Origin of the sequence: Mesorhizobium helmanticense, from assembly GCF_003034915.1 — a bacterium.
GTDB lineage: Bacteria > Pseudomonadota > Alphaproteobacteria > Rhizobiales > Rhizobiaceae > Mesorhizobium > Mesorhizobium helmanticense.
The window spans coordinates 1-13,708 of sequence record NZ_PZJX01000011.1 but is presented as its reverse complement, the minus strand read 5'-3'; the positions used below and the strand labels follow the sequence as shown (position 1 = coordinate 13,708).

11 protein-coding genes, 1 tRNA gene and 1 pseudogene are annotated in these 13,708 nt (G+C 59.5%); 5 read left to right on the top strand and 8 right to left on the bottom strand.

What is annotated here, in order from left to right; genetic code table 11:
• Positions 1–145 precede the first annotated feature (145 nt).
• Positions 146–221, top strand: a tRNA-Phe gene (locus C9427_RS06110).
• 212 nt (positions 222–433) lie between these two features.
• A complete protein-coding gene (locus C9427_RS06105; protein ID WP_107648276.1) occupies positions 434–1,744 on the top strand; it encodes a tyrosine-type recombinase/integrase in 1,311 nt (436 codons plus the stop codon).
• A gap of 508 nt (positions 1,745–2,252) precedes the next feature.
• On the opposite strand, the gene C9427_RS06100 is transcribed toward C9427_RS06105, so the two are convergent.
• Entirely contained in the window at positions 2,253–3,239 is a 987-nt protein-coding gene (locus C9427_RS06100) for a GTP pyrophosphokinase (RefSeq protein ID WP_107648246.1), read from the bottom strand.
• Complete coding sequence (locus C9427_RS06095; RefSeq protein WP_107648245.1) at positions 3,236–4,282, bottom strand: nucleoid-associated protein; 1,047 nt, start codon at positions 4,280–4,282, stop codon at positions 3,236–3,238. Before C9427_RS06095 ends, C9427_RS06100 begins: the two co-directional genes overlap by 4 nt.
• Before the next feature lie 610 nt (positions 4,283–4,892).
• On the opposite strand from C9427_RS06095, the gene C9427_RS06090 reads away from it, so the two are divergent.
• Positions 4,893–5,600, top strand: a complete 708-nt coding sequence (locus C9427_RS06090; RefSeq protein WP_107648244.1) for a hypothetical protein — start codon at positions 4,893–4,895, stop codon at positions 5,598–5,600.
• 176 nt (positions 5,601–5,776) lie between these two features.
• Here C9427_RS06090 and C9427_RS06085 read toward each other — a convergent pair whose 3' ends face one another.
• Positions 5,777–6,034, bottom strand: a complete 258-nt coding sequence (locus C9427_RS06085; RefSeq protein ID WP_107648243.1) for a hypothetical protein — start codon at positions 6,032–6,034, stop codon at positions 5,777–5,779.
• A gap of 588 nt (positions 6,035–6,622) precedes the next feature.
• Between C9427_RS06085 and C9427_RS34700 the strand changes: the two genes are divergently transcribed.
• Positions 6,623–7,810, top strand: coding sequence for a Fic family protein (locus C9427_RS34700; protein WP_107648242.1), 1,188 nt, complete (start codon positions 6,623–6,625; stop codon positions 7,808–7,810).
• A 10-nt stretch (positions 7,811–7,820) separates the two neighbouring features.
• Positions 7,821–8,351 (top strand): annotated as a pseudogene (locus C9427_RS06075) (tyrosine-type recombinase/integrase); the annotation flags it as partial.
• A gap of 225 nt (positions 8,352–8,576) precedes the next feature.
• Here C9427_RS06075 and ccoS read toward each other — a convergent pair.
• The 5 genes from ccoS to C9427_RS06050 all read right to left on the bottom strand — a co-directional run.
• On the bottom strand, positions 8,577–8,726 hold the full coding sequence (gene ccoS / locus C9427_RS06070) for a cbb3-type cytochrome oxidase assembly protein CcoS (protein WP_107648241.1): 150 nt from the start codon (positions 8,724–8,726) through the stop codon (positions 8,577–8,579).
• 2 nt (positions 8,727–8,728) lie between these two features.
• Positions 8,729–11,008, bottom strand: coding sequence for a cation-translocating P-type ATPase (locus C9427_RS06065; RefSeq protein WP_107648240.1), 2,280 nt, complete (start codon positions 11,006–11,008; stop codon positions 8,729–8,731).
• Positions 11,005–11,502 carry a FixH family protein gene (locus C9427_RS06060; RefSeq protein ID WP_107648239.1) on the bottom strand — a complete coding sequence of 166 codons (498 nt, stop codon included), beginning with the start codon at positions 11,500–11,502 and terminating at the stop codon, positions 11,005–11,007. Before C9427_RS06060 ends, C9427_RS06065 begins: the two co-directional genes overlap by 4 nt.
• The gene (gene ccoG, locus C9427_RS06055; protein ID WP_107648238.1) at positions 11,499–13,064 is read right to left on the bottom strand and encodes a cytochrome c oxidase accessory protein CcoG; all 1,566 of its coding nucleotides are present in this window, start codon (positions 13,062–13,064) and stop codon (positions 11,499–11,501) included. The genes C9427_RS06060 and ccoG overlap by 4 nt, the downstream gene beginning before the upstream one ends.
• Positions 13,065–13,267: 203 nt before the next feature.
• A partial coding sequence (locus C9427_RS06050) for a c-type cytochrome (protein WP_146172509.1) occupies positions 13,268–13,708 on the bottom strand: 441 nt, incomplete at its 5' end.

The window sequence follows — 13,708 nt, the reverse complement described above, 5'->3', positions numbered from 1 at the left end:
TGGTGGGCGGCTGATCTTTCCCGCCTGAAATCAACGTCTAGGCGCTGGACAGGCCGGATTCCCGTGCTATAACCCACGCGCTTTCAAGGGGCGCCGACGGCGCCTTCAAGAAATCCGGAGCGCGAGTTTTCGTTAACCGGAACAGGCCCAGATAGCTCAGTTGGTAGAGCAGCGGACTGAAAATCCGCGTGTCGGTGGTTCGAATCCGCCTCTGGGCACCATCCCCTCTTCTCCCGACAGTCTCTTTCGCCGAAGCCTCTACGCTTCTGTCTCCGCAACTAGCTGAAATCCTTACTGATTTCGGTGCGCAAAGGGCGGATGGTCGGGTTTCGTGGAATTTCGGCGCAGTTGGTCCAACGAGGCGGGGGGCTGGTATTTTCGCTGGTATTGGAGATCCTGATGGTATCGATGCAGCCAAATGGAGGTCCCGAAAATGGCTCTTTCCGACGTAAAATGCCGTAATGCCCGACCCGCTTCCAAGCTCGTGAAATTGTCTGACGGTGGCGGGCTCCAGCTTTGGGTGCAGCCTACCGGATCTCGCCTATGGCGCCTCGCCTATCGTTTTGGCGGCAAGCAGAAGCTTCTGGCGTTGGGCAGCTATCCCCTCATCTCCCTCGCTGAGGCACGCGAGGCGCGCGATACCGCCAAACGTCTCCTCCTACGTGGCATCGACCCCGCACAGGAGCGTAAGTCGCAAAAGGCTTCGGCGGAGGACACCTTTCGCTCAATCGCGGAGGACTATGTCGACAAGCTGAAGAAGGAGGGACGGGCCGACCGTACCATCACCAAGGTCAAATGGCTGCTCGACTTTGCCTATCCAACGTTTGGGGACAAAAGCGTTCGGGAGATCGATCCGGCCACAATTCTTGCCGCTCTCCGCAGCGTGGAGGTTCGCGGTCGATACGAATCGGCAAGGCGAATGCGCTCCACCATCGGCAGCGTGTTTCGATATGCAATCGCAACCGCACGCGCCGATGTAGATCCGACGATCGCCCTGAGGGGCGCACTCGTCGGTCCGACGGTCACGCCCCGTGCCGCGGTTACCGATCCTAAGGCCTTGGGAGGCTTGCTGCGGGCGATTAATGCATTTGACGGACAGCCGACAACCCGTGCCGCTCTGAAGCTGATGGCCCTGCTGTTTCCCCGCCCCGGCGAGCTGCGCGCGGCCGGATGGGACGAGTTCGATTTCGAAAACTCGGTGTGGAGCATCCCTGAAGGACGCATGAAGATGCGACGGCCGCACCGCGTACCTCTTTCCAGACAGGCCGTCAGCGTCCTGACCTCACTTCGAGAAATCTCTGGTGGTGGAGCACTGCTGTTTCCCAGTGTTCGATCGGGTTCGCGTCCGATTTCTGACAACACGCTCAACGCCGCCCTGCGCCGTATGGGCTACCGCAAGGAAGAAGCTACCGCGCACGGTTTTCGAGCAACGGCATCAACTCTGCTAAACGAATGCGGCAAGTGGCACCCGGACGCCGTAGAGCGGCAGCTGGCCCACATTGAGAACAACGACGTTCGGCGCGCCTACGCCCGGGCAGAGCACTGGGAAGAGCGCGTCAGAATGATGCAATGGTGGGCCGATTATCTGGATGAACTCGAGAGCAAAAACTCGCGGGTGATCTCAATCGAGGGACACGAGGCAAGCCTGCTGTCCATACATCCTCGCGAGGGTCTAGTTTGGAAGCCAACAGCGACGGTTCGCCAAACGACGAGACGAACCTCCAACCTTCGAAAATCACACTGAACCCCGTCGAAAACACCGAAACTGGGCGACCAATGTTGCATCTCGGAGAGTCATCGTTTTCCACAGGAAATCAATAAGTTGGCCACACATTTCCTTCGTATTCTCTCCTGTGGTCCGGCGAACCTAAGGACCAGGAGGAGGACTAGTATTCCCTCTGCGGTGTCTCGTCGTCCCACAAGAAGGGTCGATTAACCCGTGACGAACGTGGCTGGTTTAGGGCCGTTACCGGCCTGGCGGGCTTCGGCTAGGATTTGCGATAAGCTGCCGTTCTGGTGGCGACCTCATTGTGGTTACTCGCCGTCAAATTCGAGAACCAAGATAGTGGCCGCCCGTCAACGTCACGCTTGGCGAACTTCTGTCGACACAACTCCTTCGGTGAGCGTCTCTCAGCGGGAAATGGGCGACTGATCAGCCGCTGCTCCAGCGCAGGTTCCCTTCTGAGCGACGATTTTTTCTCAAGGCCAACCTCTCTTGACTTGAGCGTCGACGCCTTGGACTGCTTTGTGGCCTACTGCGGAAGGGCCAAGCCAAGGTCGGAGTATATCGGCCCGAGTTCCTCATCGGTCAGTAAACCTGGCGAGGTGGCGATGCTCGGAAAATTGCCCACCACGAAGTAGAGCAACAAAATCGAGGGCAAGGCGAACAGGGTCTGGGCCTCTCGCCGGCCCTTGATGCGCTCCATGATGAAATCCTTGGTGTTCAGCCAAAGGAGGATGTCTTCAATTGAGCTCTCGCCGGCCAGTGGGAGGTACGCGTCGATCAACTCACCGTCGAGAGTGGTGACAGTCGCGTCCACGCCGATCTTGTCTCGGTAGTACACGGACAAGGCGTCGATCAGAGCCTTGACGCTCTTGACCGATGCGTCGATGAGGTTGCCGACTTGGCGGAAGTAGTCGTCAGTCGCTTCGATCAACGCCATCGCCTTTGCCGCAGCCCGCATCATCTCAGGCGTCGATTTGACGCTCGGTTTGTAGATTGTGTCGTGGGTAACTTCGCTGAAGGCATGCTGCAGCAGCGTACGGACCTGGATCTCGCACGGAATGTCCAGCGGCATAGGGGCGCCCTCGAAGACGACCCCCGCTTTTGCCCGAACCACGTAGTGGACCGACTGGTACCCGAACTCCCAAGGCTTGCGGGCTCGCTCTTCAGCGAAGTCCCGGGCCTTTTCCCAGAACCAGTATCTGTCGCCGAATTCGGTGATCGCCTTCTCGACGATGGGTATTTCGTCGGAGGTGAGCACGACGAAGCGGATGCCCACCTTGTCCTCGATGTCGTCATACGGGCTTGCATAGCCCTTGCCGCGATAGAGAGCCTTCTGGATAAGCGACTTGCTCTCCTTCAGCCTATGCTTAACCGGAAGGCGCAAGAACAGGTCCGGCGCCTTCACTTGGGTCGAGAGCCCGTCGATGACCGCGTGGATGATGAACCTGCCCCAGGCATCGTAGTATTGCTGCTCCGCCTCCCAGCGCCGCAGGATCTCGAACTCGGTCGTCATAGCTGTTCGGTGACTGGTCTGCGGACCGTGATCCTGGTCCAGCTTGCAGCCTCGCCTTCGGAAACATCGCCTGCCGGCACATCCTCGATTGTCACGGTGCCGTTCCGTATCGCGTCCGGGGACGCAGAGAACTCGATGTCTGGACCGAACTTGTACTTCCGGCGCCGCAACCTTCCACCCATCTCGCTGATGTCCCGAACCACGGCTCTATTGGTCGGGAATTTCTTGGCTTCGAGGAACTTGTTAAACGGGTCGCGCAATTCGGGTGGCAGATACGTGTCGCCGAACTGTTGCGAGGTGAACGTGGGTGCCTGATCTACCTTGACGAAGGCGAACAGCGCGTCGCCCAGGTCCCTTCGGAGATCTCGGTCATTTACCGAGGTGCGAACGAATTCCTTCGTGAGGTCGAAGAACTTCGCGGTTTCGTATTTCCCGCTCTCAGGAAAGGCGCAGCCAAGAAAGCCGTCGTAGAAATATACGGCCGCGTTCTCTCGGCGGGCGGCGGTGATATTGCTGTCAAATACGAAGCATCGCCAATTTGTGCTCGCCGTGACAGCGGCATCTTCAGAGATGAACAGAGCAAGCTTGTAAAGTCTCGTGGCTGGCGTCAGGAAGATGTTCTCGAGGAATTCGGTCACAACTTTTGTCGCAGCCAGTCGGCGTTGAAAGCCGGACTGCATCTCCGCTTTAATCACCCCTAAGAAGGGCTTTCCGTCGCCACCGACTTTCCCATCGAAGACTAGAAGCATTCCACCGGGAATCCCTCGTGATTTCTGTGCGTCAGCGAGGGCATCGGCCATGTGATTGGAGATGCTGGGGAAATCGGTGTCGGTTGCGAGAACGAGACGTCGAGCAGTCCCGACCACGCTCGCGTCATTGGTCTTCACTATCTGCATCTCTATGCTCTTGGACTGTGCGGAGAGCGCGTCGGTGATACGCATCCCAAAATGACTGAGAGCCTTGGCATCCAGTATTTCGAGATCCTTGCCGTAGGATGGCGGCACTACATTGGGCCCGTCTTTCCTCTGGAATACCTCATGCATAACGACTCGGCCGATAGAAAGATTCTCTACAAGCAAAACTCGATCCCCCTTCGAAAATATTCAAGAATATTATTCTGAGCGGGTTAAGGAAGGCTAGCAGAACAAAACAAGAACACAAGGCCCGACGTAGGAACAGTGCGAGGGAATCTTAGGCAGGGGTGCGAAGGGCGGCCGCTACACGGCCGCGCTTCGTTTCAAGGGATCATAACATGGGGCAGGAAAAGAGCGGTGTCGGGACGCTTGAGGTCTCCATGATCGCCGATCGAACGACCATCTCATTCGTCTAAGATTCGGTGGCCGCCCTCGTCTGTCACAGTTCGACTGCCGTTGCCCCGACCGCCTGCTTTCGGGGCCTTGAACGATTGACGCTATGCCGAGTATGTGACGCGAGGCAGACCTGGCTCATTCGGCCGTTCCAAGCCTCGGTAAATGACTTGACGTTTTTTGTGGCTGAAGGCAATTTGGTGATGGCCTCCCGCACAGGCCAGTGTGCCCACCATGCAAAGCCTCGCAGTGCGCTGTCGCTGAGATTAAACCAACCATTCCCTCCTGGGACGGGTCTGTCAGCAGTGGGCACATGTTGGATCCGTTACCACGATAGGAATGGATCATGAGCAATAGCGATCAACTGAAAGAACTGAAGACCGCTGCGCGAAACATTGCCCGCGCCAGACGAATAAAACACATAGGCGCGCTGGAAGTGATTGCGCAGGCATTGGGCTACCCGCATTGGAACGCCCTGACCAATGCAGAAAGGAAGGGATGGCGTCCGTCTGAGGCGGATCTGGCTATCGCTCGGGCGCTGGTGCTTGCCGAAAATCCGCTGATTTCCATAGATACTGATCCCTGGAGCGTGCTTGGCCCTGACAAGTTCGAGGGCGAACTGCAGGGGCACAGTTATCGGGTGAGCACGCATTCGGACGATGTTCGCATGTGGGGACGAGGTTGGGAGGTGACCTTGCCCGAGGCCCCCTTAGCTCCTGCTCGTTTTCGAGTAACAGATCGCAGGCTCAAAGCGAACCCGATTGACCACACAAACTTCCGAAATGCCGCGCTCGAAATAGCTTCGGGTTGGCGCAAGCTGGTTCACGCGCGAATCGCCTCAGACTGGCCTCGTCGCTCAACCGTGCCAGACAGCTCCGGCCGTGCCGAACACCCCCTAGGTCATGAGGTAAGCGACATCTGGTTTTGCTTGCATTGCGACCAGTCGTCTACCGGGGTTGAGGTTGCCGCGAACCTTTTTCACTGCCCGCGCTGCTTGGCATCTCCCCTCGACATTCACGCATCTCCTTGGTGGCAAGCTGATGTGACGAAGTAAGCGCCGGGGCTAAGAACTATCCTACTTTTTCACAGTTCTTGCTGTGCCATGACATGGCGCAGCAAGACTGTCGCGGCATATGCCTCAATCGCTTATAGAACGCACAACCAGGCGGCGCCCTGTAAAAAGATTCACAGATGGAAGTTTGGCCTTATCGGTAACCGATCAGGATTCGATCAACGCAACAATCTTCTCATGGTCAAGCCGTTCGGCTCGCCGTCGAGGTAGGGGCGGATCAAGTCAGTTTGCGTGCTCCGGGCCGTCATGATCGAGTGCTCTTCCATCTTATGATCAACGAGCGCTTGCTGGCCAACCATGCGCATTTTCTGCAGCTGAAGCAGCCCAGCCGTCGTCATCTCGCGATGGTAGGAATACTTGTGTCCACGCCTAACCACCCGATCGAAGATTAATGAGTTGTCCTGCGGGTGAGACATCTGGATGTGCTGTCACGGCGAGGCTAACATCGGTCTTCTTACCGTCATACTCCAGCCAGGCGTGGGAAATCATTATGTCGTCGGTTCCGTCATTGACGTAACCGACGACCGGAACCGTGGTAATTCCATACTTGTTTTTTTAAAACTCATGCAGAAAACGCAAACGTGAGAACCTGGCGGCCCGCATCGGGCTTCCACACGCTCTCGCAGAGCTCAGCGGTATTGGGCTGCCTCGTTCGAGTCCTCGCGCAGCCGGGTCGCAGCGTCGCGTGCTTCCGCAATCTCTGGAGAAATCATTTGGAGTCGCCTGTATTTTCCTGGTCGTATATTCTAGTCAGCGCGACCGACGAAGTTCGGCCAAGCGATCGGCCAAATCGACCTACCGATCGCAAATTTGTACATGCTATCAATGCGCTAAGCATAGCGAATATCGGCCATCATCGGCATCGGCATTGGCGTCGTCGATCAACCGTCTCGGTGAAGCCGAGGTAGCGCCTAACATCGGCCAAATGATCGGCCAGTTATGGGCGCTCAGCTAAAATTTCTGTTGACATATACGTACTTAGCGCGATCTAACATCGGCCAATCATGGAAGAGACCGTACAGCGCATCGAGCCGGCGCGCCTGGAAGACGTTGCGGAGCCTATCTCCGACGCGCTGGCTGAGCTGTCAGCAAGCTCGGCGGTTCTCGGCGCCAAGCTGCATCCGCGCACGGCCGCGAACGTGGCGGATCTCGTGCGCATCATGAACACCTATTACAGCAACCTGATCGAGGGCCACAACACACGCCCGCGCGACATCGAACGCGCCCTCGCCGGCGAATTCGACAAAGACCAGGAACGACGCAACCTGCAGGTGGAAGCCGCGGCCCATGTTCGACTGCAGGGGGAAATCGATCGCCTGGCCGCAGAGGGTCAGCTCCCAGAACCGGCTTCGCTTGATTTTTTGCGCTGGCTGCATGCGGAATTCTACCGTGACGCCGATGAGGCGATGTTGCGCATTCGCGGCGCAGACAGAGAATTCTTGATGGTTCCGGGTCGGTGGCGATCACAGCCCGAACATGATGTCACTATCGGCCGCCACCAGCCGCCGTCAAGCGATCGCGTCGAAGCGTTCATGGAGCATTTCGCTAGCCGGTACCGCTTCCAACGTACCGGCAAAGCGGCTAGGATATTGGCGATTCCGGCCGCGCATCATCGGTTCAATTACATTCACCCCTTCCCAGACGGCAATGGACGCGTCAGCCGCTTGATGAGTCACGCCATGGCCCATGAGGCAGGAATCGCCGCGCACGGGCTGTGGTCGATTTCCCGAGGCCTGGCGCGCGGTCTGGAAAGCCGCGGCGACTATAAACGCATGATGGATCACGCCGACATGCCACGCCAAGGCGATCGCGACGGCCGCGGTAATCTTTCTATGCGGGCGCTGGCGGATTTTACCTTATGGTTTCTACGCGTATGTATCGACCAGGTCAGTTTCATGTCGAGCCTGTTCGATTTGAACCAACTAGCCCGGCGCCTGCAGCGGTTCGTTCAACGCTACGACCTGAAGCCCGAAGCTTTCCGGCTGCTCGAGGAGGCGCTTCTGCGCGGCGAGTTCGATCGCGGTGAGGCCTCACGTATCGCTGGCTTGCCGGAACGTACGGCCCGCCGCGTGTTTACCGAGGTGCTCGAGCTTGGCCTGCTTGCGTCCGATACCCCTAAAGGACCGGTATCGCTACGCTTCCCAGTCGACACGTTGGACGAACTGTTTCCTAAGCTATTTCCGGAAACTTAGCGTGGCATAACTGCGCCTACTGTTTCCCCGCCCCGGCGAGTTGCGAGCCGCCGGATAGGAAGAGTTCGACTTCAAAGGTTCGGTGTGGACCATCCCGGAAGCACGCATGAAAATGCGGCGGCCGCACCGCGTTGCACTTTCGAGGCAGGTCATCAAAATCTTGACCGATCTCAGAGACATTTCCGGCAGCGAGGCGCTGCTGTTTCCAAGTGTGCGATCGGGTTCTCGTCCGATTTCCGACAATACACTTAACGCCGCCCTGCGTCGCATGGGTTACACCAAGAAAGAAGCAACGGCTCACGGTTTCCGAGCAACGGCATCAACTCTGTTGAATGAATGCGGCAAGTGGCATCCAGACGCAAGAGAGACAGCTGACCCATATTGAAAAGAACGACGTTCGGCGCGTTGAAAAGAACGACGTTCGGCGCGCTTACGCCAGGGCAGAGCACTGGGAAAGCGCGTCAGTATGATGCAGTGGTGGGCCGATTATCTGGACGAAATTGGGTGCACGAAACCTGCAGTTGAACCCAAACAAGTGTAACTGCAACCCCGTGTCCGCACCTATCGTGAACATGAACATCAGCTTTGCGTACGTTATGACATTGGCCGCGTCTATGTTGGGGCGGAACCGGCGACGCAGTCCTTCGAGGGACAGGGGCTTTTCACAAATCTACGTCAAGCGGCTTAACTGGTTGTGGAGCTTCAATCGTTATTCCGAGTCGGCTGACGGCCGGCGTCAGCACAGCGTCAGGAACAGCGGTCTGGCTCAGCGTTCCGGCTTGTCGTCCCGGAGGATGCGCTCAGCGGCTCCGTCAAGATCCTCATATTGGCCACTCTTCAACGCCCACAGAAAGCCAGTCAGCCCCAGTGCGCCAAGAAGTAGGGCGACTGGCATGAGGTAGACGAGTATCGTCATGATCACCGCGCTGATGGGTGAATGCCGGAATGCGTTGCCGAAGAAGCCCTCGTCAGCTCGGCGAGCCTAAAGCCCTGCAGCCGCAGCCCGTTTCCGATCACCAGCAGCGATGAGGCGGACATCGCGACCGCCGCGATCAACGGCGTGACGTTGCCGAAGATGGCGATCGGCACGGCAACGGCGTTGTAGATGATCGCGATGGCTATGTTCTGGCGGATCAGCCGCCCTGCCTTCCGCGAGACGTCCAGCGCAAGGGGTACGGCCGAAAGGCTTTCACGCAGGAACACGAAATCGGCCGCGTTGCGGCCAATATCGGCGGCGGTCGCGGGAGCGATCGAGACGTGCGCCGCGCCCAGCGCTGGCGTGTCGTTGAGCCCGTCGCCCACCATCAGGACCTTGTGGCCGGCCTTGGTCAGCACTTCGATCCGCTCAACCTTACCGGACGGCAGCAGCGCCGGAACAAAACGGTCGATGGCCAATATTCTTGCGACATCGCCACAGACGTCCGCGGTATCGCCCGACAGCATTTCGACCGAGACGCCTGCATCGTTCAATTGCGCCATGACGCTCCCGGCATCGGCCCGCAACGCATCCTCGAAAGCGAAGGAAGCGACAATCATCCCGTTTTTCGTCAGGACCGTTCCGCCGTAGCCATGTTTGCCTTCACCACCGGTTCGAGCCTTCCACCCGGCCCATCCGCGTCGACCCAGCCGCCAGGTGCTTCCGGCATCCGTGGCTTCGATTCCAAATCCCGGGTGCTCGGTGACGGCATCGAATTTGTGTCGCCCGCCAGTAGCGGCAAAGCCGGCTATGGCCTTCGAAAATGGATGACGCGAATGCGTGGCCAGGTCTGCGGCGATTGCCAGCATGATTGGATCGATTGAGCCCGCATTGACCAGCCGGGGCTGGCCGAGCGTGAGCGTTCCGGTCTTGTCGAACACCGCGGTATCGATCGTCGCCAGGCGCTCCATAGCCGAGCCGTCCTTGACCATAATGCCGTTCTCGAACAGGCGCCGCGCGGCGACCACCTGGACGATCGGCACCGCAAGACCGAGCGCGCACGGGCATGTGATGATGAGAACAGCAATGGCGATCGTCATCGCGCGATGCCAGTCGCCGGTCGCCGCCACCCAGCCCAGGAATGTCACGAAGGCGGTGAGATGAACCACCGGCGCATAGAGTGCGGAGACGCGATCGGCGATGCGGCGATAATGCGCACGCCCCCCCTCGGCGGCCTCCATCAACCGAACCATTTCCGCCAGGAACGAATCGTTCGCGGCGGCTGTCGCCTCGATCGTCAGCGGGCCAGTAAGGTTGAGCACGCCAGCCTGAACGACTTCGCCCGACGCCACGTTTTTCGGCGTGCTCTCGCCAGAGACCAGCGAGAAGTCGAGATCCGACGCCCCCTGGATGATCTTGCCGTCAACCGGGATTCTTTCTCCGGCTGCTATCAGCAGTTGCATGCCGGGTTCGATCTCGCCAACCGGCAAATAGTCTCGTGCGCCGTCGCGGCGCAGCACCATGGCGCCACGCGCGGCCAGCTGTGACAGGCTTTTCACCGCGGTGCGGGCACGCTCCCGCATTACGTGATCCAGCGTGCGGCCGATCAACAGGAAGAAAAGCAACGAAACCGAGGCGTCGAAATAGGCATGTTCGCCATGGTTGATCGTTTCAAAGAGGCTCATGGCATAGGCAAGCGACACCCCGACCGCGATCGGCACGTCCATATTCATGCGGCCGTGGCGCAGTGCATTCCAGGCCGAGCGGAAGAAGATGCCGCCGGCGAAGGCCAGCGCCGGGATGGCGATCAGCGCCGAGACCCAATGGAACAGGTCGCGGGTAGCACCTTCGGCGCCGGACCAGACCGAGACCGACAGCAACATGATGTTACCGGCCGCGAAGCCGGCAACGGCGACGGCGCGGATCAGCTCCGCAAGCGTCTTGTCCTTCTCATCGACCTCGGGGGCGAACAAATGCGCCTCGTAGCCCAGCCTGCCAAGCGCGGCGACAAAAGGGGGCACCTCGTTGCCACGCCACCGAATCGCGACCCGCTTCGTCGACAGGTTGACACGCGCGCCTTCGACATTGTCGAGTTTTGCCAGCGCCGTCTCGATCGTCTGTATGCAGGCTGCGCAGTGAACCGTTGGGACCGAAAGGTCAGTCTGGTTAAGACCACCGCCGAGCGATCGGCTTGCCAGCCTGATCTCCTGGCTGGATGGCAGAACCGATGTGGCGCTGCCCAGTTCCAGCGCCAGTTCCGCGCCAGGCGCACAACAGCTCATTGCAGCGCTCCTTGCGAAATCATGATCCTGCGGACGTCGCGATAGGGCTTTGCGGGACCGGCATCGGCGTACACCTCGACGATCCAGACGCCGTCCTTCGGCATGTGCTGGGCGGCGAATTCCTGGCCCGCGGCGAGGGCGAGCGTGACCGACTTGTCCTGGGACTCGTAGGCCGGATGGCGAAACAACACCTTGACGCCATGCAGGGGAACCGGCTTGCCGCCGGCATCGGTGAGGCTGTAGCGGACCTCACCCCGAGCGATCGTCAGTTTGCCGGTCCAGCCGAGTGCCGCCTGCGCGCGCCCTTCCTCGGCCTTTCGGTTGAATTGCTGGCTGGCCACATAGGTGTTCTCGACGACAAGGCCGGTCCAGCTCGTGCTGGCGAGTGTCGCCATCGTGAGATTGACCGCGATGATCACGCCGAAAAAGCCGAGAATGGTGAGCAGCATGTGCCTGCCGGTGAACTCACCCGTCTTTTGCGTATTGGTGCTCATCTGGCCATCTCCGGGGCGTTGAAGGCGGCGGTGTATTCGTCCGATTCGAAGCTCGCTCTGTCCTCGACGCGGAACTTGAAGGTTTGTGCAGCGTGCCGAACCTCACCCGCTGGCTGGCGCACGAAGACCTTCAGCATGTTCAGCCGGTCGGGTTCGACCGCGATGGCGAAGAAGCGAGCTGCCGGCAGATCACTGCCGACGACGCTCATTTCGGCTCCCTGTAAGCCCTGCATGGTGACGACGATAGTCCTTGGCTCGGGGATCATGTTAAGCAGCTTGACGGTGTAACCGTTGCGGATCGAGCCGTCGGACAGGGTCACGAATTGCGGATTGCGGTCGTGCAGGACGTTGATCTCGAGTCGATCGCGCGTCAGCAGCGAATAGATCAAGGCAAGCCCGACCGCCGTCCACGCGCCCATGTAGAAGAAGGTCCTCGGCCGGAAGATCTTGAGAAGATGGAAATGCGCCAACCTGGCGGAGAATGTGCTGTCGGCCGTTCTGACGAGTGAAGGGTTCACGGGACCGGAGCCGCCTGCGGTCGCCACCGCCATGTTGGCGTTGTAGTCGGACAGCGTCGCATAGGAGATCAGCCCGCGCTCCTTGCCGAGCTTGTTCATGACGCCGTCGCAGGCATCAAGGCACAGCGCGCAAGTGATGCATTCGAGTTGCTGGCCGTCGCGAATGTCGATCCCCATCGGGCAGACTGCGACACAGGCATTGCAGTCGACGCAGTCACCGACCGGCTGCCCCGCAGCCTGGACCTTCTTGGCGTGCCGCGAACGAGGTTCGCCACGCCAGTCATTGTAGGTCACAGTGAGCGAATTCTCGTCGAGCATGGCAGCCTGGATGCGCGGCCACGGGCACATGTAGGTGCAGACTTGCTCGCGCATCAGCCCGCCGAACGTGTAGGTGGTCGCCGTCAGCACCGCGATGGTGACGTAGGCGACCGAAGCGGCGGTGCCGTTGAATACGTCGCCGATCAGCGTCGGCGCATCGGCGAAATAGAGGATCCAGGCGCCGCCGGTAGCTGCCGCTATGACCAGCCAGATGGCGTGTTTCGACACACGCAGCACCAGTTTGCGCGCGGTCCAGCGGCCGGCGTCGAGCTTCATGCGAGCGTTGCGATCGCCTTCGATCGCCCGCTCGACAACCAGGAAAAGATCGACCCATACCGTCTGCGGGCAGGTATAGCCGCACCAGGCGCGGCCGACGGTGGACGTGATCAGGAAGAGTCCAACGCCGGCCATGACCAGAAGACCGGCGACATAGTAGAATTCCTGCGGCCATATCTCGATGAAGAAGACGTAGAAACGGCGGTTGGCAAGATCGATCAGCACGGCCTGATCAGGAGCAAACGGACCTCGATCCCAGCGCGACCAGGGCATCAGATAATAGATGCCCAGCGTGATCGCCATCACCAGCCATTTGAAGCGGCGAAAGCTGCCCGAGGCGCGTTTAGGGAAGATTTTCTTGCGCGGAGCATAGAGCGGCTGTCGTGTCTTGGCGGAGTTGACCGCTTTTGCCTCGAGCCGCTCCATCTGCGTTTTATCCAGCACGTGCATCTCCACTCGCGCGCGGCCTATGACATCGTTGTGCGACGGACTTGTCTGCTTCGACAGACGTCCGGTCTGCAGTGAGCCCGCTTCGCCGTGTGGGCCGCGCCGCCTTGTTGCAGGTCAATCGCCGCATGCCGGAATGGTGTCGGGGCCCGACTCGTGCCGGGCCCCGTCGCTTGGCGGGGAGGGCCGAGAATAGGCTTCCGTTCCTATTCTCCGCCGCCAAGCGAATGGACATAAACCGCAAGTTCCTTAACCTTGGTCTCGCCGAGACGCCCGATCCAGGCCGGCATGACACCGTGCTTCGGCGCGCGGACTTGGACGGCGATGGCTGTCTCGCCGGGTGCGTAGAGCCAGATCGCATCGGTCAGATTGGGCGCGCCGAGCTCTTTGTTGCCTTTCGCATTATCGCCATGACAGGCGACGCAGTTTTCCGCGAATACCTTGGCGCCGGGCTCGATAAGACTTGCATCCTGGACCTTGCCCGAGAGGCTGGCGACATAGGCGCCGACCTGTGCGATCTGTTCGGGCGTGATGATATCGCCGAAGGGGGGCATTTCCGACTGCCAAGTATCCGGGTCGGATGCGAAACGGATGCCGTGCGCGATCGTTTGCTGGATCTGCTCGGTCGTGCCGCCCCACAGCCAGTC